The 21667-nt window shown below is 64.0% G+C and carries 20 protein-coding genes; 9 read left to right on the forward strand and 11 right to left on the reverse strand.

The features are described from left to right. Nucleotides 1–9: 9 nt before the first annotated feature. The 8 genes from IAE38_RS05110 (at nucleotide 10) to IAE38_RS05145 (ending at nucleotide 8337) form a co-directional block, all read left to right on the forward strand. Complete coding sequence (locus tag IAE38_RS05110; RefSeq protein ID WP_201162096.1) at nucleotides 10–804, forward strand: carbon-nitrogen hydrolase family protein; 795 nt, start codon at nucleotides 10–12, stop codon at nucleotides 802–804. Continuing rightward, nucleotides 797–3094 carry a pyrroloquinoline quinone biosynthesis protein PqqF gene (gene pqqF / locus IAE38_RS05115; protein WP_201216339.1) on the forward strand — a complete coding sequence of 766 codons (2298 nt, stop codon included), beginning with the start codon at nucleotides 797–799 and terminating at the stop codon, nucleotides 3092–3094. The genes IAE38_RS05110 and pqqF overlap by 8 nt, the downstream gene beginning before the upstream one ends. Before the next feature lie 158 nt (nucleotides 3095–3252). After that, a complete protein-coding gene (gene pqqA, locus IAE38_RS05120; protein WP_003243383.1) occupies nucleotides 3253–3324 on the forward strand; it encodes a pyrroloquinoline quinone precursor peptide PqqA in 72 nt (23 codons plus the stop codon). Nucleotides 3325–3408: 84 nt separating this feature from the next. After that, nucleotides 3409–4320 carry a pyrroloquinoline quinone biosynthesis protein PqqB gene (gene pqqB / locus IAE38_RS05125; protein WP_028633642.1) on the forward strand — a complete coding sequence of 304 codons (912 nt, stop codon included), beginning with the start codon at nucleotides 3409–3411 and terminating at the stop codon, nucleotides 4318–4320. Between the two features lie 65 nt (nucleotides 4321–4385). Beyond that, a complete protein-coding gene (gene pqqC / locus IAE38_RS05130) occupies nucleotides 4386–5141 on the forward strand; it encodes a pyrroloquinoline-quinone synthase PqqC (protein WP_201216342.1) in 756 nt (251 codons plus the stop codon). After that, on the forward strand, nucleotides 5138–5413 hold the full coding sequence (pqqD, locus tag IAE38_RS05135; RefSeq protein WP_201162098.1) for a pyrroloquinoline quinone biosynthesis peptide chaperone PqqD: 276 nt from the start codon (nucleotides 5138–5140) through the stop codon (nucleotides 5411–5413). The genes pqqC and pqqD overlap by 4 nt, the downstream gene beginning before the upstream one ends. Further along, nucleotides 5385–6545, forward strand: coding sequence for a pyrroloquinoline quinone biosynthesis protein PqqE (gene pqqE, locus IAE38_RS05140; RefSeq protein WP_028633645.1), 1161 nt, complete (start codon nucleotides 5385–5387; stop codon nucleotides 6543–6545). The genes pqqD and pqqE overlap by 29 nt, the downstream gene beginning before the upstream one ends. Then, the gene (locus tag IAE38_RS05145; RefSeq protein WP_201216344.1) at nucleotides 6511–8337 is read left to right on the forward strand and encodes a S9 family peptidase; all 1827 of its coding nucleotides are present in this window, start codon (nucleotides 6511–6513) and stop codon (nucleotides 8335–8337) included. Before pqqE ends, IAE38_RS05145 begins: the two co-directional genes overlap by 35 nt. Before the next feature lie 42 nt (nucleotides 8338–8379). Here IAE38_RS05145 and IAE38_RS05150 read toward each other — a convergent pair whose 3' ends face one another. Both IAE38_RS05150 and IAE38_RS05155 read right to left on the reverse strand, forming a co-directional pair. Further along, entirely contained in the window at nucleotides 8380–8538 is a 159-nt protein-coding gene (locus tag IAE38_RS05150; protein ID WP_033727371.1) for a YqaE/Pmp3 family membrane protein, read from the reverse strand. Between the two features lie 148 nt (nucleotides 8539–8686). Beyond that, nucleotides 8687–9949: an aminotransferase class III-fold pyridoxal phosphate-dependent enzyme gene (locus IAE38_RS05155; RefSeq protein WP_201216346.1), complete on the reverse strand. Its 1263-nt coding sequence runs from the start codon at nucleotides 9947–9949 to the stop codon at nucleotides 8687–8689. Between the two features lie 208 nt (nucleotides 9950–10157). Between IAE38_RS05155 and IAE38_RS05160 the strand changes: the two genes are divergently transcribed. After that, nucleotides 10158–11072: a LysR family transcriptional regulator gene (locus tag IAE38_RS05160; RefSeq protein WP_060482887.1), complete on the forward strand. Its 915-nt coding sequence runs from the start codon at nucleotides 10158–10160 to the stop codon at nucleotides 11070–11072. Between the two features lie 281 nt (nucleotides 11073–11353). Here the strand turns inward: IAE38_RS05160 and IAE38_RS05165 are convergent, their stop codons facing one another. The 9 genes from IAE38_RS05165 to bioB all read right to left on the reverse strand — a co-directional run bounded on the left by IAE38_RS05165 (nucleotide 11354) and on the right by bioB (nucleotide 21646). Further along, entirely contained in the window at nucleotides 11354–13132 is a 1779-nt protein-coding gene (locus IAE38_RS05165) for an acyl-CoA dehydrogenase C-terminal domain-containing protein (protein WP_201216348.1), read from the reverse strand. Nucleotides 13133–13254: 122 nt separating this feature from the next. Continuing rightward, the gene (locus tag IAE38_RS05170; protein ID WP_201216351.1) at nucleotides 13255–14538 is read right to left on the reverse strand and encodes a GGDEF domain-containing protein; all 1284 of its coding nucleotides are present in this window, start codon (nucleotides 14536–14538) and stop codon (nucleotides 13255–13257) included. Nucleotides 14539–14686: 148 nt separating this feature from the next. Then, nucleotides 14687–16492: a phenylacyl-CoA dehydrogenase gene (locus IAE38_RS05175; protein WP_201216353.1), complete on the reverse strand. Its 1806-nt coding sequence runs from the start codon at nucleotides 16490–16492 to the stop codon at nucleotides 14687–14689. Between the two features lie 280 nt (nucleotides 16493–16772). Further along, a complete protein-coding gene (locus IAE38_RS05180; protein ID WP_028633652.1) occupies nucleotides 16773–17069 on the reverse strand; it encodes a hypothetical protein in 297 nt (98 codons plus the stop codon). Nucleotides 17070–17187: 118 nt separating this feature from the next. Further along, nucleotides 17188–17868, reverse strand: a complete 681-nt coding sequence (gene bioD, locus IAE38_RS05185) for a dethiobiotin synthase (RefSeq protein WP_201216355.1) — start codon at nucleotides 17866–17868, stop codon at nucleotides 17188–17190. Nucleotides 17869–17878: 10 nt separating this feature from the next. Next, nucleotides 17879–18697 carry a malonyl-ACP O-methyltransferase BioC gene (gene bioC, locus IAE38_RS05190; protein ID WP_201162111.1) on the reverse strand — a complete coding sequence of 273 codons (819 nt, stop codon included), beginning with the start codon at nucleotides 18695–18697 and terminating at the stop codon, nucleotides 17879–17881. After that, nucleotides 18690–19421: an alpha/beta fold hydrolase gene (locus tag IAE38_RS05195; protein WP_028633655.1), complete on the reverse strand. Its 732-nt coding sequence runs from the start codon at nucleotides 19419–19421 to the stop codon at nucleotides 18690–18692. The genes bioC and IAE38_RS05195 overlap by 8 nt, the downstream gene beginning before the upstream one ends. Continuing rightward, complete coding sequence (gene bioF, locus IAE38_RS05200; RefSeq protein WP_201216357.1) at nucleotides 19414–20586, reverse strand: 8-amino-7-oxononanoate synthase; 1173 nt, start codon at nucleotides 20584–20586, stop codon at nucleotides 19414–19416. The genes IAE38_RS05195 and bioF overlap by 8 nt, the downstream gene beginning before the upstream one ends. Before the next feature lies 1 nt (nucleotide 20587). Further along, nucleotides 20588–21646, reverse strand: coding sequence for a biotin synthase BioB (bioB, locus tag IAE38_RS05205; protein ID WP_201162116.1), 1059 nt, complete (start codon nucleotides 21644–21646; stop codon nucleotides 20588–20590). Nucleotides 21647–21667: the final 21 nt, after the last annotated feature.

Raw genomic sequence — 21667 nt, forward strand, 5'->3', positions numbered from 1 at the left:
GGAGGCGCCATGCACATCGCGCTGTTCCAAGGCACGCCCAGGCCGCTGGACGTGCCCGGCAACCTGCAGCGCCTGCGCCAGCAGGCCAGGCTGGCTGCCGAACAGGGCGCCGGCCTGCTGGTGTGCCCGGAAATGTTCCTCACCGGCTACAACATCGGCGCCGCGCAGGTGCAACGCCTGGCCGAGACCGAGGATGGCCCGTCGGCCATGCACGTGGTCGAGATCGCTCAGGCGTACCGCATCGCCATTGCCTACGGCTACCCGGAGCGGGGGGGTGACGGGGCGATCTACAACAGCGTGCAGCTGGTCGACGCCCACGGTCGAAGCCTGAGCAACTACCGCAAAACCCACCTCTTCGGCGAACTTGACCGGGCCATGTTCAGCCAGGGGCCTGACCACTTTCCGGTTGTCGAGCTGGGCGGCTGGAAGGTCGGCCTGCTGATCTGCTACGACATCGAGTTCCCGGAAAACGCACGCCGGCTGGCGCTGGGCGGTGCCGAGCTGATCCTGGTGCCCACGGCCAACATGGCACCTTACGATTTCACCTGCCAGGTCACCGTGCGCGCCCGGGCGCAGGAAAACCAGTGTTACCTGGTCTACGCCAACTACTGTGGCTCGGAGGGCGACATTCACTACTGCGGGCAGAGCAGCATCGTTGCGCCGGACGGCAGCCTGCTGGCCATGGCCGGCCACGACGAGTGCCTGCTGACAGCGCAGCTGGAATATGACCGGCTGATCCAGGGGCGCGAAGCGTTCCCTTACCTGCGTGACCTGCGCCAGGAGCTGCACCGGCGCCATGCCTGACGCAATTCGGCATGTCACCCTGGCCAACGGCCTGCAACTGCGCCTGCGCCACGCCCCGCGGCTGAAGCGTGCGGCGGCGGCCATACGGGTGCATGCGGGTAACCATGATGCGCCGGGCAAGTGGCCAGGCCTGGCGCACTTTCTGGAGCATCTGTTCTTCCTGGGTACGCCGCAGTTTCCGCTGGAAGACGGCCTGATGCGCTACGTGCAAGGCGTGGGTGGGCAGGTCAATGCCAGCACCCGCGAGCGCACCACGGACTACTTTTTCGAAACCCCGCCTGCTGCTCTGGCAGGTGGGCTGGTGCGGCTGTGCCAGATGCTCGCCGAACCCGACCTTGGGATTGCACGACAGCACCAGGAACGTGAAGTGATTCACGCCGAATTCATTGCCTGGTCGCGCAACCCGGCGGTGCAACAACAGTACGCCCTGCTGCAGTCGGTAGCATCCCACCACCCCCTGGGCGCTTTCCATGCCGGGAACCGCTATACGCTGCCAGTGCAGAATGTCGCGTTCCAGCAGGCGCTTGCAGGCTTTCACCAGCGTTACTATCAGGGCGGCCAGACAGTACTGGCCCTCTGCGGCCCCCAGCCGCTGGACGAGCTGGAGCAGTTGGGCAGGCAGCAGGGGCAGCGGTTTGCCAAAGGCGAGCGTGTGGAGCAGCCCCAGCCTGCGGCACTGGCGGCAAGTGCGCACCCGTTGGTGTTCAGCCTGAACGCACTGCCAGAGGGGGCCGAGCAGGCCCTGGCACTGCTCACGGCGTGCCTCGGCGATAGCCGCCCCGGCACCTGGCTGGATGCGCTGCGCCAGCGCGGCTGGTTGCAGGGGTTCAATACCCAGACGTTGTATGGGTTTGGCGGGCAGTTGTTGTGGCATATCGACCTGAAACTGACCGCCGCCGCTCGCCGGGATGAAGCCACTGCACTATTGCATGGCTGGTTGGGCTTCATTCGAGGGGCAGGCCTGGAGGCGCTCAACCAGGGTTTCGGCCTGCTGCAGCAAAGCCGTGAACGCAGTGCGGGAGCACTGGAGCTGGCCCAGCGGGACAGCATTGGCCAGCCGTTCGCGCCGCTGGATACCCAAGGTAAGCGAGCCTTTGAAGCACTGCTCGCGGCATTGCCGAGTGGCAGGCATGGCCAATGGCAGCTACCACCGCCGGAGCCATTGCTTAGCGCAGGCTGGGCACAACACGAAACCCAGCGGTTGCCCGGTTCCCTGCATGTGACCGAAGTACTGCCCTGCAAGCGGCAATATGCTGCACTTTACCTGCGCTGGAAGGTGCCGAGGGACCTGCTTCAGCCTTTGTATCCGGTTCTTGAGCACGCACTGGCACCCTTACAGGAGCGCTGCGACCGAGCCTCGGTGCAATTGCGCCTGGCCAGCGTTGGCGACCACCTGCAACTGCGTTGTACCGGGCTGCCGGCAGCCGTGGTTTATGCAACGGAGCACGCATTGACGGCACTGCTACACCCCCCCGCCGATTGCTGGCAGCCGCCCATTACGGCGGCGTTGCCATTGATGCCTATACGCGCCTTGCTTGAGCAACTGCCAGCCGCCGTGCAGGGGGCCGCGCGTGTGGCGGCCACCGAAGGCACACACACTCAGTTACACCTCGACGCGCTATGGCAGCAGGCAACCTGGCACGGCCTGGCCGTGGGGTTCGAGCCGGCCGCCCACAATGCCATGGCCGCAGCGCTGCAGCAGTGCCCGGGCCAGGGCTCGGCCCCGGCGCCACTGTCCCCTTGGGCCGCGCGACGCTGGCACCCGGTGCAGGTCCCAGGCAGTGAGCACGCCCTGCTGCTGTTCTGCCGGTTGCCTGCGGCCAGCGAAGCAGCCGGCCGCCTGCTGGCCCAACTGCTGCAGGGGCCGGTGTACCAGCGCCTGCGTGTAGAGCTGCAACTGGGCTATGCCGTATTCAGTGCCTTCCGCCAGGTGGAGGGGGCATACGGCCTGCTGTTTGGCGTGCAGTCGCCCCACGCCAGGCCGGCCGATGTTCTGGGGCACTTGATGGAGGTATTTAAAGTTGGCGTCACGCTGACGCCGAGCAGTCGCCAGGCCCTCGCAGCGCAGTTCGACGAAGCGGTCATGGTCAATGCCGAGGTCGCCGAATGGGCCTGGCAGACACACCTCGCTACACAACCCGTCAAGCTGGAAGCGTTGCCCAAGGCTATTCTGAAGGTGCGGCAGTCGGATCTGGACCAACTGCTAAGCGACCTGCTCAGCGCAGATTGCCCCTGGCTCTGTTTGGCCAACGCTGCCGCGCCACCCTCCCCCTGGCAGTGGGGTGAGTGATTGTTACGCAATATGCAACGGCACTTTTCAGATAATTAACCTTTCGGTACATAATTATCTTGTAAGATAGCGCAATCCGCGCTCAGGGAACCTCCTGCCCACGGCGGTACCCAAGTAGTAGCTGAGCAATCCGTAACCCCTTCCGAAGGAGTAATCCCATGTGGACCAAACCTGCATACACTGACCTGCGTATCGGCTTCGAAGTCACCATGTACTTCGCCAACCGCTAAGCCAGGCTTACGGTTTCACGCCTCGGCCTGCCGGGGCGTTTTCGTTTTTCCGACACGGTTTTCTGCACAGTAAAGAGAGTGCCCATGCATATCCAGGTTCTCGGCTCGGCCGCCGGTGGCGGGTTCCCGCAGTGGAACTGCAACTGCGTCAACTGCAAGGGCTTGCGCGACGGCACCCTGCGCGCCACAGCCCGCACCCAATCCTCCATTGCGCTATCCGACGACGGCGTGCACTGGGTATTGTGCAACGCCTCGCCCGATATCCGTGCGCAACTCCAGGCCTTCGCGCCCATGCAGCCGGCCCGCGCCCTGCGCGACACCGGGGTCAACGCCATCATCCTGCTGGACAGCCAGATCGACCACACCACCGGCCTGCTCAGCCTGCGCGAAGGCTGCCCGCACCAGGTATGGTGCACCGACATGGTCCACCAAGACCTCACCACCGGGTTTCCGCTGTTCAACATGCTCAGCCACTGGAACGGCGGCCTGCAATGGAACCGCATAGCGCTCGAAGGCAGCTTCGTTGTCGAGGCCTGCCCCAACTTGCGCTTTACCCCCTTCCCGCTACGCAGCGCCGCGCCGCCCTACTCGCCCCACCGCTTCGACCCGCACCCTGGGGATAACCTCGGCCTGCTGGTGGAGGACACCCGTACGGGTGGCAAGCTGTTCTACGCACCGGGCCTGGGGCAGGTTGACGACAACCTGCTGGCGATGATGCAGGGCGCCGACTGCTTGCTGGTAGACGGCACCCTGTGGGAAGACGACGAGATGCAACGCCGGGGCGTGGGCACGCGCACAGGCCGCGAAATGGGCCACCTGGCGCAGAATGGCAGCGGTGGCATGCTCGAAGTGCTGGACGCCTTCCCGCGCCAACGCAAGGTGCTTATCCACATCAACAACACCAACCCGATTCTCGACGAGGACTCACCCGAGCGCGCCGAGGTGGTGCGCCGTGGCGTGGAAGTCGCCTTCGACGGCATGAGCATCGAGTTGTAACGAACCATGAGGCGCCACTCACGTTCACCCGTGGGCCGAGACGCTGCTTTACAGGAGCCAGCCGCATGAGCGACGCACTGCCGATGTCCCCTGCCGAGTTCGAGCAGGCCTTGCGCGCCAAGGGCGCCTACTACCACATTCACCACCCCTACCACGTGGCCATGTACGAAGGCCGCGCCACCCGCGAGCAGATTCAGGGCTGGGTGGCCAACCGCTTCTACTACCAGGTCAACATCCCGATGAAGGATGCGGCAATCCTGGCCAACTGCCCTGACCGCGAAGTACGCCGTGAATGGATCCAGCGCCTGCTCGACCATGACGGCGCCCCGGGTGAAGACGGCGGCATCGAAGCCTGGCTGCACCTGGGCCAGGCCGTTGGCCTGGACCCGGATCAGCTGCGCTCCCAGGAGCTGGTGCTGCCGGGCGTACGCTTTGCCGTGGACGCCTACGTCAACTTTGCCCGCCGCGCCAGCTGGCAGGAAGCCGCCAGCAGCTCGCTCACCGAGTTGTTCGCCCCGCAAATCCACCAGTCGCGCCTGGACAGCTGGCCCCAGCACTACCCGTGGATCGACCCCGCCGGCTACGCCTACTTCCGCACCCGCCTGGGCCAGGCCCGCCGCGACGTGGAGCATGGCCTGGCGATCACCCTGCAGCACTACACCACCTGGGCCGGCCAGCAGCGTATGCTGGAAATCCTGCAGTTCAAGCTGGATATCCTGTGGAGCATGCTCGACGCCATGAGCATGGCCTACGAGCTGAACCGCCCGCCCTACCACTCGGTTACCCAGCAACGGGTATGGCACAAGGGGATCACCCTATGAGCTTTGATCGCAACCAGGTGCCAAACTGGCGCCCAGGCTACCGCTTCCAGTACGAACCCGCGCAGAAGGGCCATGTGCTGCTGTACCCCGAGGGCATGATCAAGCTCAACGAGAGCGCCAGCCTGATTGGGGGCCTGATCGACGGCCAGCGCAGCGTCAGCGCCATCATCGAGGCACTTCAACAGCAGTTCCCCGATGTGCCGGAAGTGGCTGACGACATCGAGCAGTTCATGGAGGTGGCCCGTGCCGAACACTGGATCCAGCTCAACTGAGCTGCCGGCCACGCCGGCGGTCGGCCTGCCGCTGTGGCTGCTGGCCGAGCTCACCTACCGCTGCCCGCTGCAGTGCCCCTATTGTTCCAACCCGCTGGACTTCGCCGCCCAGGGGCAGGAGCTGAGCACTGCACAGTGGTTCAAGGTAATGGCCGAAGCGCGGGAAATGGGTGCGGCGCAAATCGGCTTTTCCGGTGGTGAGCCCCTGGTGCGTCAGGACCTGGCCGAGCTGATCGGCGAGGCGCGGCGGTTGGGCTATTACACCAACCTGATCACCTCGGGCATCGGCCTGACCGAGGCCCGCATCGCGGCGTTCAAGCAGGCCGGGCTGGACCATATCCAGATCAGCTTCCAGGCCAGTGACGAGCAGGTGAACAACCTGCTGGCCGGCTCGAAAAAGGCTTTTGCGCAAAAGCTGGAGATGGCCCGCGCGGTAAAGGCCCACGGCTACCCGATGGTGCTCAATTTCGTGACCCACCGGCACAACATCGACAAGATCGACCGCATCATCGAGCTGTGCGTTGCCCTGGACGCAGACTTCGTCGAGCTTGCCACCTGCCAGTTCTATGGCTGGGCTCACCTCAACCGCCTCGGGCTGCTCCCCACCCGTGCGCAGCTGGAGCGGGCAGAAGCCATCACCAATCAGTACCGTGAAACCCTCAAAGCCGCAGGCAACCCGTGCAAGCTGATCTTCGTCACCCCGGACTACTATGAAGAACGCCCCAAGGCCTGCATGAACGGCTGGGGCAGCGTGTTCCTCACCGTTACCCCGGATGGCACGGCGCTACCCTGCCATGGCGCCCGTCAGCTGCCCGTGCAGTTTCCCAACGTGCGTGACCATAGCCTGCAGCACATCTGGTATGACTCGTTCGGCTTCAACCGTTTCCGCGGTTACCAGTGGATGCCGGAACCGTGCCGCTCGTGCGACGAGAAGGAAAAGGATTTCGGCGGCTGCCGTTGCCAGGCCTTCATGCTGACCGGGGATGCCAGCAATGCCGACCCGGTATGTGCCAAGTCGGCCGACCACGGCATCATCCTCAAGGCTCGCGAGGAGGCGCAAAGCGCTGACCTTGCCATTGAACAGATGACTTTCCGCAATGAACGAAACTCACGTGTCATCGCCCGTGGCTGACTTCACCGCCGCGCAGGCTGTCGCCGCCGGCACCGACTTCGCCGAATTGAAGGCCAGCGATGCCGGGCTGTTCTGGGTCGAGTTCCGCCCGGCCGACGGTGCCTGCCGCATCTGGTGCTGGCAGCATCAGCAGGCCCGCTGCCTCACGCCCGACGGTTTCAGTGTGCGCAGCCGGGTTTATGAATACGGCGGTGGTAGTTTCTGCCTGGGCGGCGACGGCCTGGTGTTCGTCAACGAGCGCGATCAGCAGGTCTACACCCAAGCCCTCGACCACCCAAAGCCACGCCCCCTCACCGACGACAGCCGCTGCCGCTACGGTGATGTACTGTGGCACGACGGCCAGGTGCTGGCCGTGGAAGAGCGCCACGCACACACCGTGGAGCATCGCCTGGTCGCCCTGGGGCACGGCAGCCGCGAAGTGCTGGCCGAAGGCGCCGACTTCTACGCATCGCCCATCGTCAGCCCTGATGGGCAGCGTCTGGCCTGGGTAGAGTGGGATCGCCCGGCCCAACCCTGGACCTTCACCCGGCTGATGTGCCGTCAGCGCGCCGCCGATGGCAGTTGGGGGCCACCTCAGCCTGTGACCACGGCGCAGGCGTCATTGCAGCAGCCCCGGTTCGACCACGCCAACCAGCTGTATTGCCTGTCGGATCACAATGGTTTCTGGCAGCCGTGGGGCGAGGTCGAGGGGCGTTGGCAGGCACTGCCCGCCGAACCTGCCGACCACGCAGGCGCGCCGTGGCAGTTGGGTGCCAGTACCTGGCTACCGCTAGGCCCGACGAGCTACCTGGCTACCTGGTTCGACGCGGGGTTCGGGCAACTGGGGCTGCGCGCTGAGCATGGCCCCGTGGAACGCTTTGCCAGTGCCTATACGCGCTTTCGCAGCCTGGCCATGGATGCGCAGTACCTGTATGCGATCGCTGCCTCGCCCATCAGCCCGCCAGCGGTTATCGCCATCGCCCGCGATACCCATCAGGTCAGTGTGCTGGCCGGTGGCGCCGAGGTACTTGCGGCCGAACACATCAGCCTGCCGCAGTCGTTCCACTGCGGCCGTGGCGCGGCACTGGCCCACGGCTTTTTCTACCCGGCTGCCCACAGCGAGGGCGCGCCGCCACTGGTGGTCTTTATCCATGGCGGCCCCACCTCTGCCTGCTACCCGGTGCTGGACCCGCGTATCCAGTACTGGACCCAACGCGGCTTCGCCGTTGCCGACCTCAACTACCGAGGCAGCAGCGGGTATGGCCGTGAGTATCGCCAGGCCTTGCACCTGCGTTGGGGTGAAACCGATGTGGAAGATGCCTGCAATGCCGTCGAGCACCTGGCCGCGCAAGGGCTGATCGACCCGCGCAAGGCCTTCATCCGTGGCGGCAGCGCCGGGGGTTACACCACCCTGTGCGCCTTGGCATTTCGCGACGTATTCCGCGCGGGCGCCAGCCTGTACGGCGTGAGCGACCCTACCGCCCTGGCCCGGGCAACGCACAAGTTCGAAGGCGATTACCTGGACTGGCTGATCGGTGACCCACAACAGGATGCCGAGCGCTATCGCCAGCGCACACCGCTGCTGCATGCAGCACAGATCACCGTGCCGGTCGTGTTTTTCCAGGGCGAGCTGGACGCCGTGGTGGTGCCCGAGCAAACGCGCTCGATGCTGGCAGCACTACAAGCCAACGGCATCAAAGCCCAGGGGCATTTCTATGAGGGTGAGCGGCACGGGCTGCGCAAGGCTGAGAACCTGGCGCATGCGCTGGAGGAAGAATGGAGGTTCTACTGCGAAGTGCTGGCGGGTGAATGACACAGGGGGCGCGGGCCCCCTGGTCGCAAAATGGGTTATACCTCACCGCTTGGCAATGATGTACACCGCGTGCACGATGCCAGGGATGTAGCCCAGCAGCGTCAGCAGAATGTTCAACCAGAACGCGCCGGCAAACCCCACCTGCAGAAATACGCCCAGTGGTGGCAGCAGGATAGCGATGATGATGCGAATGAAGTCCATGAGAGTCTCTCCGTAAAGGGGTTACATCACAGACTCGCCGCCGGTCGCAGAGGTTCCACAGGCAAAAAAAACGCCCCGGGCCGAATGTAACAGGCCAGGGGCGGTGCGCAGAAACGCCAGACGGTTCGTTGAATCAGGGGTTGGCAACCTAGGCCGGCATCTCGCGGCGGCTCTGTTGGCGGGCGTGCAACCGGGCAAAGGCGCGGGTCAGGCGCTGCAGCATTTCGTCGATATTGCTCCGGCTCACGGTCAGCGCCGGCGTAAAGCGCACTACGTCGGGCTGCGGAGCATTCAGCAACAGCCCCTCCTGCAGCGCGGCAGCCACCAGCGCGGGGGCCAGGTTTTCCTTCAGCGGTAGCGCCCAAAGCAAACCCTGCCCGCGTATCGGGCCCTGGCCGAAGCGGCCCGCCAGCCGCCCGAGGCCCTCGCGCAGGTGGCGGCCTTTGTCCTGCACCTCGTCGAAGAACCCGGGGGCCAGCACCGTGTCCAGCACCGTAAGGCCGGCAGCGCACATCAGCGCATTGCCATGGTGGCTACCCTGCAGTTCGCCGGCCTCGGCACAGCAGGCCGCCCCCCGCGCCAGCAACGCCGCCAGCGGCACGCCCCCACCCAGGCCCTTGCCCAAGGTGACGATGTCGGCGCGTACCCCGTAGGTTTCCTCCGCCAGCAATGCACCACAGCGGCCAAGGCCGGTTTGCACTTCGTCCAGAATCAACAGGATGCCCAGCTCCCGGCACAGGGTTTCCACACCCTTTAGGTATTCGCGCGTGGCCGGGATAACACCCGCTTCACTCTGCACAGGCTCAAGCATGATCGCCACCGTGCGAGAGTCCACCGCGGCGTGCAGTGCTGCGAGGTCATTAAAAGGCACCCTGCTGAAGCCGGGCACGCCGGGCTCACAGCGGCTACATGCCGTCGGGTCGGAGGCAGACAGCGTGCCCAGGCTGCGCCCATGGCAGCCCTGGCTGGCGGTGATGATGTGGTACGCGCCATTGCGATGGCGCTGGCCCCACTTGCGCGCCAGCTTGATCGCACCTTCGCAGGCCTCGGCACCCGTGTTCAGCAGGTAAGCCTGATCGCTGGCGGTGGCCTGGCAGAGCCGGCTGGCCAAGGTCAACAAAACCGGGCTATGGAACGCCGAGCCTGGCTGGATCAGCGCCTGAGCCTGATTCGCCAGCGCGGCTGCCAGCGCGTCTGGACTATGGCCCAGGCTGTTGACGCCGCCGCCTTGGGTGAAGTCCAGGCAGGCTCGCCCCTGGTCATCCCACAACCACGCCCCCTGGCCACGCACGAACACGGGCGTTGCCCGGTTGTGCCCGGGCATCAGGTTGCCGGTTGAAGGCTGCTGCGGCATCTGCCTTGGCTCGACAACAGCCTCAGGGGCCGGGCGGCGCAGGTTGAATAGGTTCATCAGGATTCCAACCCATCACGGTGGCGGCAGCAAAGCGCGATCACATGATCGCTGTGCGTTCTGTTGCCTTGCCTATCAAAACGCTTTGCGGGTAGCTGCAACAATGTGACCATCAATTGCTGTAACCCCTTGTAATAGGGCGATAGACTAGGCGAGCAAGCGGATTTACGACATTTCGATTTAACAGCAATTTCAATAAGCAAACCTTATGGATTTTCGCCAACTGCGTTATTTCGTCGCGGTGTATGAGGAAGGCCACGTCGGGCGCGCCGCCGAGCGGCTTTCGCTGTCACAGCCCGCGCTCTCACAGCAGATTCGCCAACTGGAACATGGCCTGGACCTGAGCTTGTTCGAGCGCAGCAACAAGCGCCTGCTGCCCACACTCGCCGCCCACACCCTCTACAACCACGCCCTGCCGCTGCTCGATGGCCTGCAGCGCGCCACCGATGCCATGCGCAGCTTCAAAGGCCAGTCGCTGCGCACCCTGGCCATCGGGGTACTGCAAACCGTGCGCCCCAGCCTGGTGCCCCGGTTGCTCGAACGGCTGCGCAAGGCCCAGCCTCACCTGGTGGTGCAGATCTATGAACTGTCAGGCCTGGAGATCGAACGGCGCCTGCTCAATGGCAACCTGGACATTGGCATCAGCTACCTGCCGCCACGCCAGCCAGGGCTCCATGGGCTGCTGCTGTATGAAGATGAGTTGCAACTGGTCATCCCCAACACGCATCCCCTGAAGGACTTCAAGAAGGTTTCCATTCGCCAGGCAGCCGAATTGCCGATGCTCATGCTTGGGGAAGAGTTCCAGATGCGCCAGATCTGGCAGGCACAACTGGCCAGCCAAGGCCGCAGGCCGCAGGTTCAGGCCGAGATGAACAACATGGCAGGTATTCTGGACAGCCTGGCGCATACATCGCTGGCGACGATTCTGCCGGGGCGCGCCAAAGAGGCGGCAGAAGATGAGCAAGGCTTGCTGTGGAAGCCGCTGAGCGAGCCACGGGTGCCGCTGAAAGTGGGGCTGGTGTTCCGCGATGCGCAGCGCCAGCAGGCTTCAGTGGAGCTGCTGCGCAACCTGCTGGAAGAAGAAACCGATACCCGGCAACCCGCCCTGGATGTATTGGCCTGAAAAACACGCGCACAAAGAAAACCCCGCCTAAGCGGGGTTTTCCAGACTGTTTCCCTGTGACATCCGTATCGCCCCGCCACCCTGGCAGGAAATCCTTCGTCGTCGTCCTTGATCTGTCCTAGGCGCTTCCTGCGCTCCGTCCATGTGATAAAGATTAACCGTGGATCCAATCTGAGAACAGTGGTGAAAAGTCACCACGTGATGTAGGAAAAAGCTTACAAACCCAGAATCATTCTCAAAACGGCAAACCCTGGGGTTTTCTGCCAGCCCCTGGACAGTTATCAGAACTGCTGTGCATCCAGCAGGTACAGTGACTCACTCCCCGCCCTCACCGATACCACCAGCGAGCCGACCCGCGGCAGCAGCCGGGCAAAGTAGAAGCGCGCCGTGCCCAGCTTGCCCTGATAGAACCCTTCGTCGCCTTCCCCGCGCTGCGCTGCCTGCGCCATGCGTGCCCACATGTAGGCGTAAGCCACATAACCGAATGCATGCAGGTACTCCACCGAAGCAGCACCAATCTCGTTAGGGTTGCCCTTGGCCTGCTCCAGCACCCAGTCGGTGAGCGCATCCAGCTGATCGAGCGACGCCGCCAGCGGCTGGGTGAACTCGCCCAGCTCATGGCCGGCACTGGCAATAAACGCGCGCACTTCATCGGCGAATAGTTTGTAGTAGGCCCCACCGCTGGCCACCACCTTGCGGCCCATCAGGTCGAGGGCCTGAATACCGTTGGTGCCTTCGTAGATCTGGGTGATGCGTACGTCACGCACCAGTTGCTCCTGGCCCCACTCACGGATATAGCCATGCCCGCCGAATACCTGCTGGCCGTGCACCGTGCACTCCAGGCCCAGGTCGGTGAGGAACGCCTTGGCCACAGGCGTCAACAGCGCCACCAGCTCTTCGCTGCGCTTGCGTACACTGGCGTCTTCGCTGTACTTGGCGCTGTCCAGTTGCATGGCCACGTAGGTGGAGAACGCACGCCCGCCTTCGATCAGCGCCTTCATGGTCAACAGCATGCGCCGTACATCAGGGTGCACGATGATCGGGTCGGCAGGTTTGTCTGTGGCCTGTGGGCCGGTGGGGGCACGGCTCTGCAAGCGGTCGCGGGCGTATTCCACCGCGTTCTGGTAAGAACGTTCGGCCGAAGCCAGGCCCTGAATGCCAACCCCCAGGCGCTCGTAGTTCATCATGGTGAACATGGCCGCCAGGCCTTTGTTGGGTTCACCCACGATATAACCGACCGCGTCGTCGAAGTTCATCACACAGGTGGCCGACGCCTGAATGCCCATCTTGTGCTCGATGGAACCGCAGGTTACCGGGTTGCGCGCGCCCAGGCTGCCGTCCTCATTGACCAGGAACTTGGGAACCAGGAGCAACGAGATGCCCTTCGGCCCAGCCGGGGCATCCGGCAGCTTGGCCAGTACCAGGTGGATGATGTTTTCGGTGAGATCGTGTTCGCCGCCGGTGATGAAGATCTTGGTCCCGGTCACTTTGTAGCTGCCGTCGGCCTGGGGCTCGGCCCTGGTGCGGATGATGCCGAGGTCGGTACCGGCATGGGGCTCGGTAAGGCACATGGAGCCCGCCCAAACGCCGGCATACATGTTTGGCAGGTACTTCTGCTTCAGCGCTTCGCTGGCGTGGGCATTGATGGACAGGCAGGCACCTGCGGTCAGCATCGGGTACAGGCCGAAAGCCAGGCTCGCCGCGTTGACCATTTCTTCAACCTGCGCCGACACCGCCTTGGGCATGCCCATGCCACCCAACAGCGGGTCACCGCCCACGCCCACCCAGCCGCCCTCGGCATAGGTGTTGTAAGCCTCGATGAAGCCTGCCGGCGTCTGCACGGCGCCGTTATCCCAGTGGCAGCCTTCTTCATCGGCAGCACGGCTCAACGGCGCGATGGAGCGGGCCGCGACCTTGCCGGCCTCCTCAAGCACTGCCAAGGCGGTCTGCACATCGACAACGTCGCCGAGCCCGGGCAATTCTGCCCATTGCTGCCCCACGTCGAAGACTTCATTCAGTACGAAGCGCATGTCGCGCAGGGGCGCTTTATAGTCAGCCATGACAACCTCTCGCTGGTCGGAACGGGCGGTGTCAGGCACCGCAGCACTGGAGTTGCAGTGAGTGTAACCGAACAACTTTTACGAGACATAGGGTCATCAACAGACCGCATGGTCAGTTATGGTCACGACGCACGCTCTGCCCCCCGGCGGGTTTTCAGGCCGTGCACCATCAGGCAGTTACGCCCGGCCGCCTTGGCGCTGTAGAGCGCCTGGTCGGCGGATTTGAGCACGTCATCTGGGTTGCGGTGGTCCACATGCCGCTCTGCCACACCGATGCTGATCGTGACTGACACCGCACCACCACTGCTGCCGGCGCGCCGCTGCCGGCCCGTGTTGTCGTCGTGGGGGCGAGCGCCCTGGTCACGCAGGCGCATGGCATAGCCGGCAATCGCTTCACGCACCGCCTCCAGGTGCGCCACGCAGTGCTCGGTGCTCTTGCCGGCAAACACCACCGCAAATTCCTCGCCGCCGTACCGGTACGCCTTGCCACCGCCCCCCACCTTGCCCAGGCGGCTGGCGACCAGGCGCAACACCTGGTCGCCGACGTCATGGCCGTGGGTATCGTTGAAGCGCTTGAAATGGTCCACATCGCTCATCGCGATCACATAGTTGCGCCCCAACCGCTGCATGCGCTCATTGAGCGCACGCCGGCCCGGCAAGCCGGTGAGCTCGTCCCGAAAGGCCATCTGGTAGGCCTCATGTGCCACCGCCGCAGCTATCATCAGCATCACCTGGCTGCACATGATGTTCAGGGTGAAGGGCAAGATGAACGTTTTGGGCAGCATCCAGAAGAGCCCCACCAACCCCATCACCAGCGCTGCATTCAAAGGCCTCGGCGCCCGCAGGTACTGCACCACCAGCAGCACCAGCACCCCAATGAACAACGGGTACGCCAACTGGATCAGGCTCATCCACTCCCCATGCAGGGCCGGCCAGCGAATATCGGCCAAGCCGGCCAACAGGGCGGCGGGGAAGCGTTGCTCCAGCGCCACCGCCACCGCACCTACAACCAACAGCACAGCGCCCCTGGCCACCATGTCCTGCAGCAGGTGCATGCGTTCCTGCCATACGCCGTAGATGCCATACAACGCCGGCAGTAGCAGGCACACCAGGTGGAAGATGACGGCAGCGTCATCGCGCACATGCCCGTTATCTCTGTAGAAGTCAGTCTGGGTATCGAGCAGAAAATAAGCGATGTACACCGTCAGCATTAAAAACAGCTCACGCTGGCGCCTGTAGACCGCGCAGTAGGCACCACCCAGCAGCAACACCAGGGTGGGCAGCACATTGAACAAGGAGGTGAAGAACACGCTGAGGTCTTTGGCGTAGGCCGCAGCGAGGCCCGCTATCAGCAACAGCAGCGAGGGCAGAAAGTGGCTTGCACGGACGGCGTCAAGGCGAAACACAGTAATCTCCAACCCGGCAGATCAATAATGGCATTGTGCCCTTACTTGATCGGCCGCGCACCCGGACAGTTTAATCAGGCTCCGTCCGTGGAATGCAAAGAACCCGCCTGCCATAACAGGCAGGCGGGTTTCGCTGGAGCAATTGCGCTTAGTACGCCAGGCCGAAGTGCGCTTCGTCCATGGCCATCAGGTTGTCGGCACCCGACAGCATGGCGGCCACATGGGTGCGGGTGCGCGGCAGGATGCGCTGGAAGTAGAAGCGCGCAGTCTGCAGCTTGGCCGTGTAGAACGCCTGGTCGCCGCTGCCGGCGGCCAGCTTCTCGGCTGCAACACGTGCAATATCTGCCCAGAAATAAGCCAGGCAGGCGTAGCCGGAGTACATCAGGTAATCCACCGACGCTGCGCCCACTTCCTCGCGGTCCTTCATGGCGGCCATGCCCACTTTCATGGTCAGCTCGCCCCACTCCTTGTTGATGGCCGCCAGCGGCTGTACGAAGTCGTTCAGCGCGTCGTTGCCTTCCTGCGCCTGGCAGAACTTGTGCACGATCTTGGTGAAGCCCTTCAGCGCTTCGCCCTGGGTCATCAACACCTTGCGGCCCAGCAGGTCCAGGGCCTGGATACCCGTGGTGCCCTCGTACAACATGGAGATGCGGCTATCGCGCACGTTCTGCTCCATGCCCCACTCGGCGATGAAGCCGTGGCCGCCGTAGATCTGCACGCCATGGTTGGCAGCTTCGAAGCCCACTTCGGTCATGAAGGCCTTGGCGATCGGCGTCAGGAAGGCCAGCAGGGCATCGGCCTTCTTGCGTGCTTCTTCGTCCTGGCTGTACTTGACGATGTCCACCTGCTGCGCGGTGAAATACACCATGGCCCGGTTGCCCTCGGCGAAGGCTTTCATGGTCAGCAGCATACGACGTACGTCCGGGTGGACGATGATGGGGTCAGCCGCTTTTTCCGGGGCCTTTGGCCCGGTCAGCGAACGCATCTGCAGGCGCTCGCGGGCATACTTGAGGCCGCCCTGGAAGGCCACTTCGGCGTGCGCCAGGCCTTGCAGTGCAGTACCCAGGCGCGCAGTGTTCATGAAGGTGAACATGCAGTTCAGGCCTTTGTTGGCCGGGCCGATCAGGTAGCCGGTAGCGCCGTCGAAGTTCATCACGCAGGTGGCGTTGCCGTGGATGCCCATCTTGTGTTCGATGGAACCACAGCTGACGCCGTTGCGCTCACCCGCCGCGCCTTCGGCGTTGGGCAGGAACTTCGGCACGATGAACAGCGAGATGCCTTTGGTACCGGCAGGCGCTTCGGGCAGGCGGGCCAGCACGATGTGCACGATGTTCTCGGCCATGTCGTGTTCGCCGGCAGAGATGAAGATCTTGGTGCCCGACACCTTGTAGCTGCCGTCGGCCTGGGGCTCGGCCTTGGTGCGCAACATGCCGAGGTCGGTGCCGCAGTGTGGCTCGGTGAGGCACATGGTGCCGGTCCACTCGCCAGATACCAGCTTGGTCAGGTAGGTGTGCTGCTGCTCGGCTGTGCCGTGGGCAGAAATGGTGTTCATCGCGCCGTGGGACAGGCCTGGGTACATGCCCCACGACCAGTTGGCGCCACCCACCATCTCGCTCAGCGCCAGGCCCAGCGACTCCGGCAGGCCCTGGCCGCCGTGCTCCACGTCGTGAGCCAGGCTCGGCCAGCCGCCTTCGACGAACTGCTCGTAAGCTTCCTTGAAGCCGGTCGGGGTTTTCACGCCCGACTCGCTCCAGGTGCAGCCTTCCTGATCACCTACGCGGTTCAGCGGCGCCAATACCTGCTCACAGAACTTCGCGCCTTCTTCCAGAATGGCATCGACCATGTCCGAGGTAGCGTCCTGGCAACCCGGCAGGCTTTGATAATGCGCCTCATAGCCAAGCAACTCGTCACGAACGAAGCGGATATCACGCAAGGGAGCTTTGTAGTCAGGCATCGCGATGAACCTCTAGGTGAGTTCTGTGGGGGGACCGGCGCACGCGGCAAGGTCTGTCAAACAGTTGTTTGAAACTTACGTTTACCGCAGGCTGATGTCAAGGATGGACGATGGTGCCATTTACGCCGCGGAAAACGACGAAACCGCCACACGGTTGCACGGCCGTGGAATCACGGGCAGTTGGAGGAGGATGGCTTGAATGAAAAGCGACGGCTGGCTGCGTCGCGCAGGCGAGAGACGCGCCTGCGTCACGCGTGGCTAGCGGGGTGAAGCAGAGGTGTCAGGCGTGGATATCGATGATACGGCCGAGCATGTCGTCAGAGGCCTTGGCCACTTTCGCCCCCAGTTCGACCTCGAGCTTGCCCAGCGCCATTTGTACGGTACTGGTGGCAAGGTCCATTTGCTGACTGCGGTCGACGCCGCGCAGGCGTTCTGCCTGGAAGTCGCTGGACTGGCTGGTGGCAGTGCGTTCGGCACTGAGGTTGGCAACCTGGCTGGCGGCCTGGTCGACGCGTTCCTGGCCGGCCTTGATGGCGCCAAGGCCCGCATAGTAGGCAGAACTACCGGTGATTTCCATGTCAGGGCTCCATTGAACCTGGATAACAGACAAGGCTGATTAAAACAGGCCTTGGGTAAAAAGGCCCGTTTAAAACAGTAATAGCTTGTTGCCATCTGATAGGCCCTGGGTATGTCGGTCAGTCCAGCAGGTCCAGTTGCAAGTGCTCAGCGACCATGTCGGCACTCGCCTGCTTCAGCTTAGGCACCCGCCCAAGGCAGGGCGCAGGCAGGCGCTCGGCCAGGCTGGCCAGGTTCTCTTCAAGCCGAGAGGTACGCGGCTCGATGATGTTCGCTACCCACCCCGCCAGTTGCAAGCCATCACGCTCGATAGCCTCGGCGCTGAGCAAGGCATGGCTGATGCAGCCCAGGCGCACGCCAACCACCAAAATGACCGGCAGCTTCAAGGCCACTGCCAGGTCGGACAGGTTTTCCAACCCTGACAACGGCACACGCCACCCGCCGGCCCCTTCTATGAGGGTGAAGTCGGCTTCCTGCTGCAACACAGTGCGCATCGCCCCCAGCAGGTGCGACACCGAGAGCGTGACGCCAGCCTCGCGCGCAGCCACATGGGGTGCGATAGCCGGCTCGAAGGCGAACGGGTTGACCTGCGCGTATTCGAGCTTGACGGTACTTCCGTCAATCAAGGCCTGGGCGTCACTGTTGCGCAAGCCCTTGGCCGTCATGGTGCAACCGGAGGCCACGGGTTTGGCGCCGAGGGTACTCATCCCCTGCAAACGCGCAGCATGCAGAAGCCCTGCCGCGATGGTGGTCTTGCCGACATCGGTGTCGGTGCCAGCGATGAAATAGGCGTGCCTCATGTGGCTCCCCTTATGCCTGTGGCTTGCGCAACACACCATAGACCACCTGATAGGTGGCTGGCAGCCCCGAGGGTTGGCGAAATGCCTCATAGGCGTGCAGCAACCCCTGCATACGGGCACGGCCAGTCAGGCCAGAAGGCCGGCCAGGGTTGAGGTTGTGCGCGCCCAATGCCTTCAGCTCGTGGGTCAGGCTGCGCACGTCCGGATAATGCAGCACATGCGGGCACTGTTGCAGGGCCAGCGGGCGCAGGCCGCTGGCCGCGCACAGGCGCTGGTACTCATCGAAGCGGCGAAAACGGTTCACATGCACCAGGCCGTCCACTGCCTGCCAGCTGGCCCGCAACTCATCGAGGGTGCCCGTGCACAGGCTGCTGAATGCCAGCACACCGCCGGGCCGCAACACGCGCTGCGCTTCTGACAGCACGCTGGCGAACTGGCTGCACCATTGTACTGCCAGGCTGGAAAACACCAGGTCGACACACCCATCGCTCAGCGGCAGGCGTTCGGCATCGCCCGCCACGTGATACAGCGCACCGCCGTGTGCCTCGCGGGCGTGGCGCAGCATGCCTTCGGCGATATCCACCGCCACGCCGCCGGCCGCAACATAGCGTTGGGCCAGCGCCCGGCTGAAGTGGCCAGTGCCGCTCCCCAGGTCTAGCCAGCGGGAGGGCTGCAGGTCTGCCGGCAGTTGCGCCAGCAGGCGCGTGCCCACCTCGCGCTGCAGGGCTGCAACACTGTCATAGCTGCCTGCGGCCCGGGAAAAAGACGCCGCCACCTGGCGTTTGTCCGGCAGCGTACCGGGCAAGGCGGGTTGGGAAAGGTCAGTCATCGCCACTCTCATGCAAAAAACTCTTGATGCCCGCCGCCAACTCCTGAGGGTACTCCAGCAGAAACGCGTGGGAACTGTCTTCGACCAGGCCCACTTCCACATCTGGCAACAACTCGCTCAGCGCCTGGGCAGCTTCGGCCGGCACCAACGCGTCGCTGCCGGCGAACAGGTGCAACTGAGGGCCGGCAAATGCCTGAAGCGCTTCGCGGGTGTCCAGCTGGGCCAGCACTTCCAGGCCGGTCGCGAGGTAAAGCGGGTCGGTGTCCGGTACACCCACACCGAGCTGGCGCAGGAGGGTGCGCGGTTGCAAGGCACCGTCGCTGCACAGGCTGCGAAAACGCTTGAGGGTCACGGCGGTATGGCTGCGACACCCATCCAGGAAGGTGCCAAAGGTATCTTGCGCCATGCCGTGGGGCCAATCCGCCCGGGCCACGAAACTGGGGTTGCTGGCCAGCGTCAGCAGGCCGCAGCAGTGATCGCCGCGTTTGTGGGCCAAGGCGCTGGCAAGCATGCCACCGAATGACCAGCCGCCCAGCCACACATCGTTGGGCAGCTTGCGGTCCAGGTGCTCGACCCAGCCCTGCACATCCGCGTGGTCAAGCTCCGGCAGTGGCATCAAGGTGATCTGCAGGCGGGCGTCCTGCGCACGCAGGCTGGCGGCGAGCGGCTCCAGGGCCGCGGTACCCAAACCCCAACCCGGCAACAATACAATTCGGTTACGCATCGGCGCGCTCCAGTTGTGGATAACACTCTGCCAATGCATTCAACAATAGCTGCACCTGCGCAGGCGTGTGCGCAGCGCTCAGTGTTACCCGCAGGCGTGCGCTGCTAGCCGGCACGGTGGGCGGGCGAATGGCGGTTACCAGCAGGCCGCGCTCGCGCAACATGGCCGACAGGCGAAGTGCCCGCGCACTGTCACCGATCAGGATCGGCTGGATCGGTGTGGGGCTGTCCATCAGTTGCAGGCCGATCTGGCGTGCCCCCTCACGGAACTGGCCGATCAAGGCGTTCAGTTGTTCACGGCGCCAGGTTTCGGTGCGCAACAGCTCAAGGCTCTTGAGCGTGGCGCAGGCCAAGGCCGGGGGCTGGCTGGTGGTGTAGATGTAAGGGCGGGCGAACTGCACCAGCGTGTCGATCAACGCTTCACTGCCGGCCACAAAGGCGCCAGCGGTGCCGCAGGCCTTGCCCAGGGTACCGATCAGCACCGGCACATCCTCCACGCCCAGGCCAAAATGTTCCACCACGCCACCCCCGCCTACGCCAAGGGTACCCAGCCCATGGGCATCGTCCACCATCAGCCAGGCATCACGGGCGCGGGCAGCACGGGCCAGGCCAGGCAGGTCGGCCACATCGCCATCCATGCTGAACACGCCGTCGGTCACCACTAGGGTGTTACCTACCGCTTTCTCCAGGCGGGTGGCCAGGCTGGCAGGGTCGTTGTGCAGGTAGCGGCTGAAGCGGGCACCACTGAGCATGCCGCCATCGAGCAGCGAGGCATGGTTAAGGCGGTCCTGCAGCACCGTATCGCCCTTGCCCACCAAGGCCGTGATGGCACCCAGGTTGGCCATGTAGCCGGTGGAAAACAGCAACGCCCGGGGGCGACCGGTCAGTTCGGCCAGGGCCTCCTCGACCTGGTGGTGGGCGGTGGTATGCCCAACCACCAGGTGAGAGGCGCCGCCGCCCACGCCCCAGCGCTCTGCACCCGCCTGCCACGCCGCAATCACCTGTGGGTGATTGGCCAGGCCCAGGTAGTCATTGCTGCAAAAAGCCAGCAACTGCTGGCCATCGACCACCACCTGCGGCCCCTGAGGGCTGCCCAGCAGTGGGCGTTGCCGGTACAGGTCTGCCGCGCGCCGTTCGGCCAGACGCGTTGCCAGGTCGAACGCCATGTCAGGCCGATGCTGCGTCGTAGAACATCTCGCTGCTGCGCTGCTCCACCAGCGCCTGTTCGATGGCGGCCTGGTGCACTTCGTCGGCATGCTCTTCACGGGCTTCGGGCTTGATGCCCAGGCGCGCGAACAGTTGCATGTCCTTGTCAGCCTGCGGGTTGGCAGTGGTCAGCAGTTTCTCGCCATAGAAGATGGAGTTGGCACCCGCCATGAAGGCCAGGGCCTGCATCTGCTCGTTCATCTGTTCGCGCCCGGCGGAAAGGCGCACATGGGACTTGGGCATCAGAATACGGGCTACGGCCAGCATGCGGATGAAGTCGAAGGGGTCCACGTCCTCTTCTTCGGCCAGCGGCGTGCCGGCAACCTTCACCAGCATGTTGATCGGCACCGACTCGGGGTGTTCAGGCAGGTTGGCCAGCTGAATCAGCAGGCCGGCGCGGTCGTCCAGCGACTCGCCCATGCCCAGAATGCCACCGGAACAGATCTTCATGCCGGCATCGCGCACGTAGGCCAGGGTCTCCAGGCGCTCACCATAGGTACGGGTGGTGATGATGCTGCCGTAGAACTCCGGAGACGTGTCGAGGTTATGGTTGTAGTAGTCCAGCCCGGCCTGGGCCAGTGCCTGCGTTTGCTCCTGGTCAAGCTTGCCCAGGGTCATGCAGGTTTCCAGGCCCATGGCTTTCACCCCTTTGACCATCTCCAGCACGTAGGGCATGTCCTTGGCAGAGGGGTGTTTCCAGGCGGCGCCCATGCAGAAGCGCGTCGAACCGATGGCCTTGGCGCGGGCAGCTTCCTCCAGCACCTTCTGCACTTCCATCAGCTTCTGTTTTTCCAGCCCGGTGTTGTAGTGCCCGGACTGTGGGCAATATTTGCAATCCTCCGGGCAAGCGCCGGTCTTGATCGACAGCAGCGTGGAAACCTGCACGCGATTAGGGTCGAAATGCGCGCGGTGCACGGTCTGCGCCTGGAACAGCAAATCATTGAAAGGCTGCTGGAACAGCGCCCTGACCTCGGCCAGGGACCAGTCGTGACGTGTTGTTGCAGTTGTGCTGGCGCTCATCGGCGTTTCCTTGTTTAGGCT

The organism is Pseudomonas sp. S32 (assembly GCF_016648095.1).
In the GTDB taxonomy this organism is placed as follows: domain Bacteria; phylum Pseudomonadota; class Gammaproteobacteria; order Pseudomonadales; family Pseudomonadaceae; genus Aquipseudomonas; species Aquipseudomonas parafulva.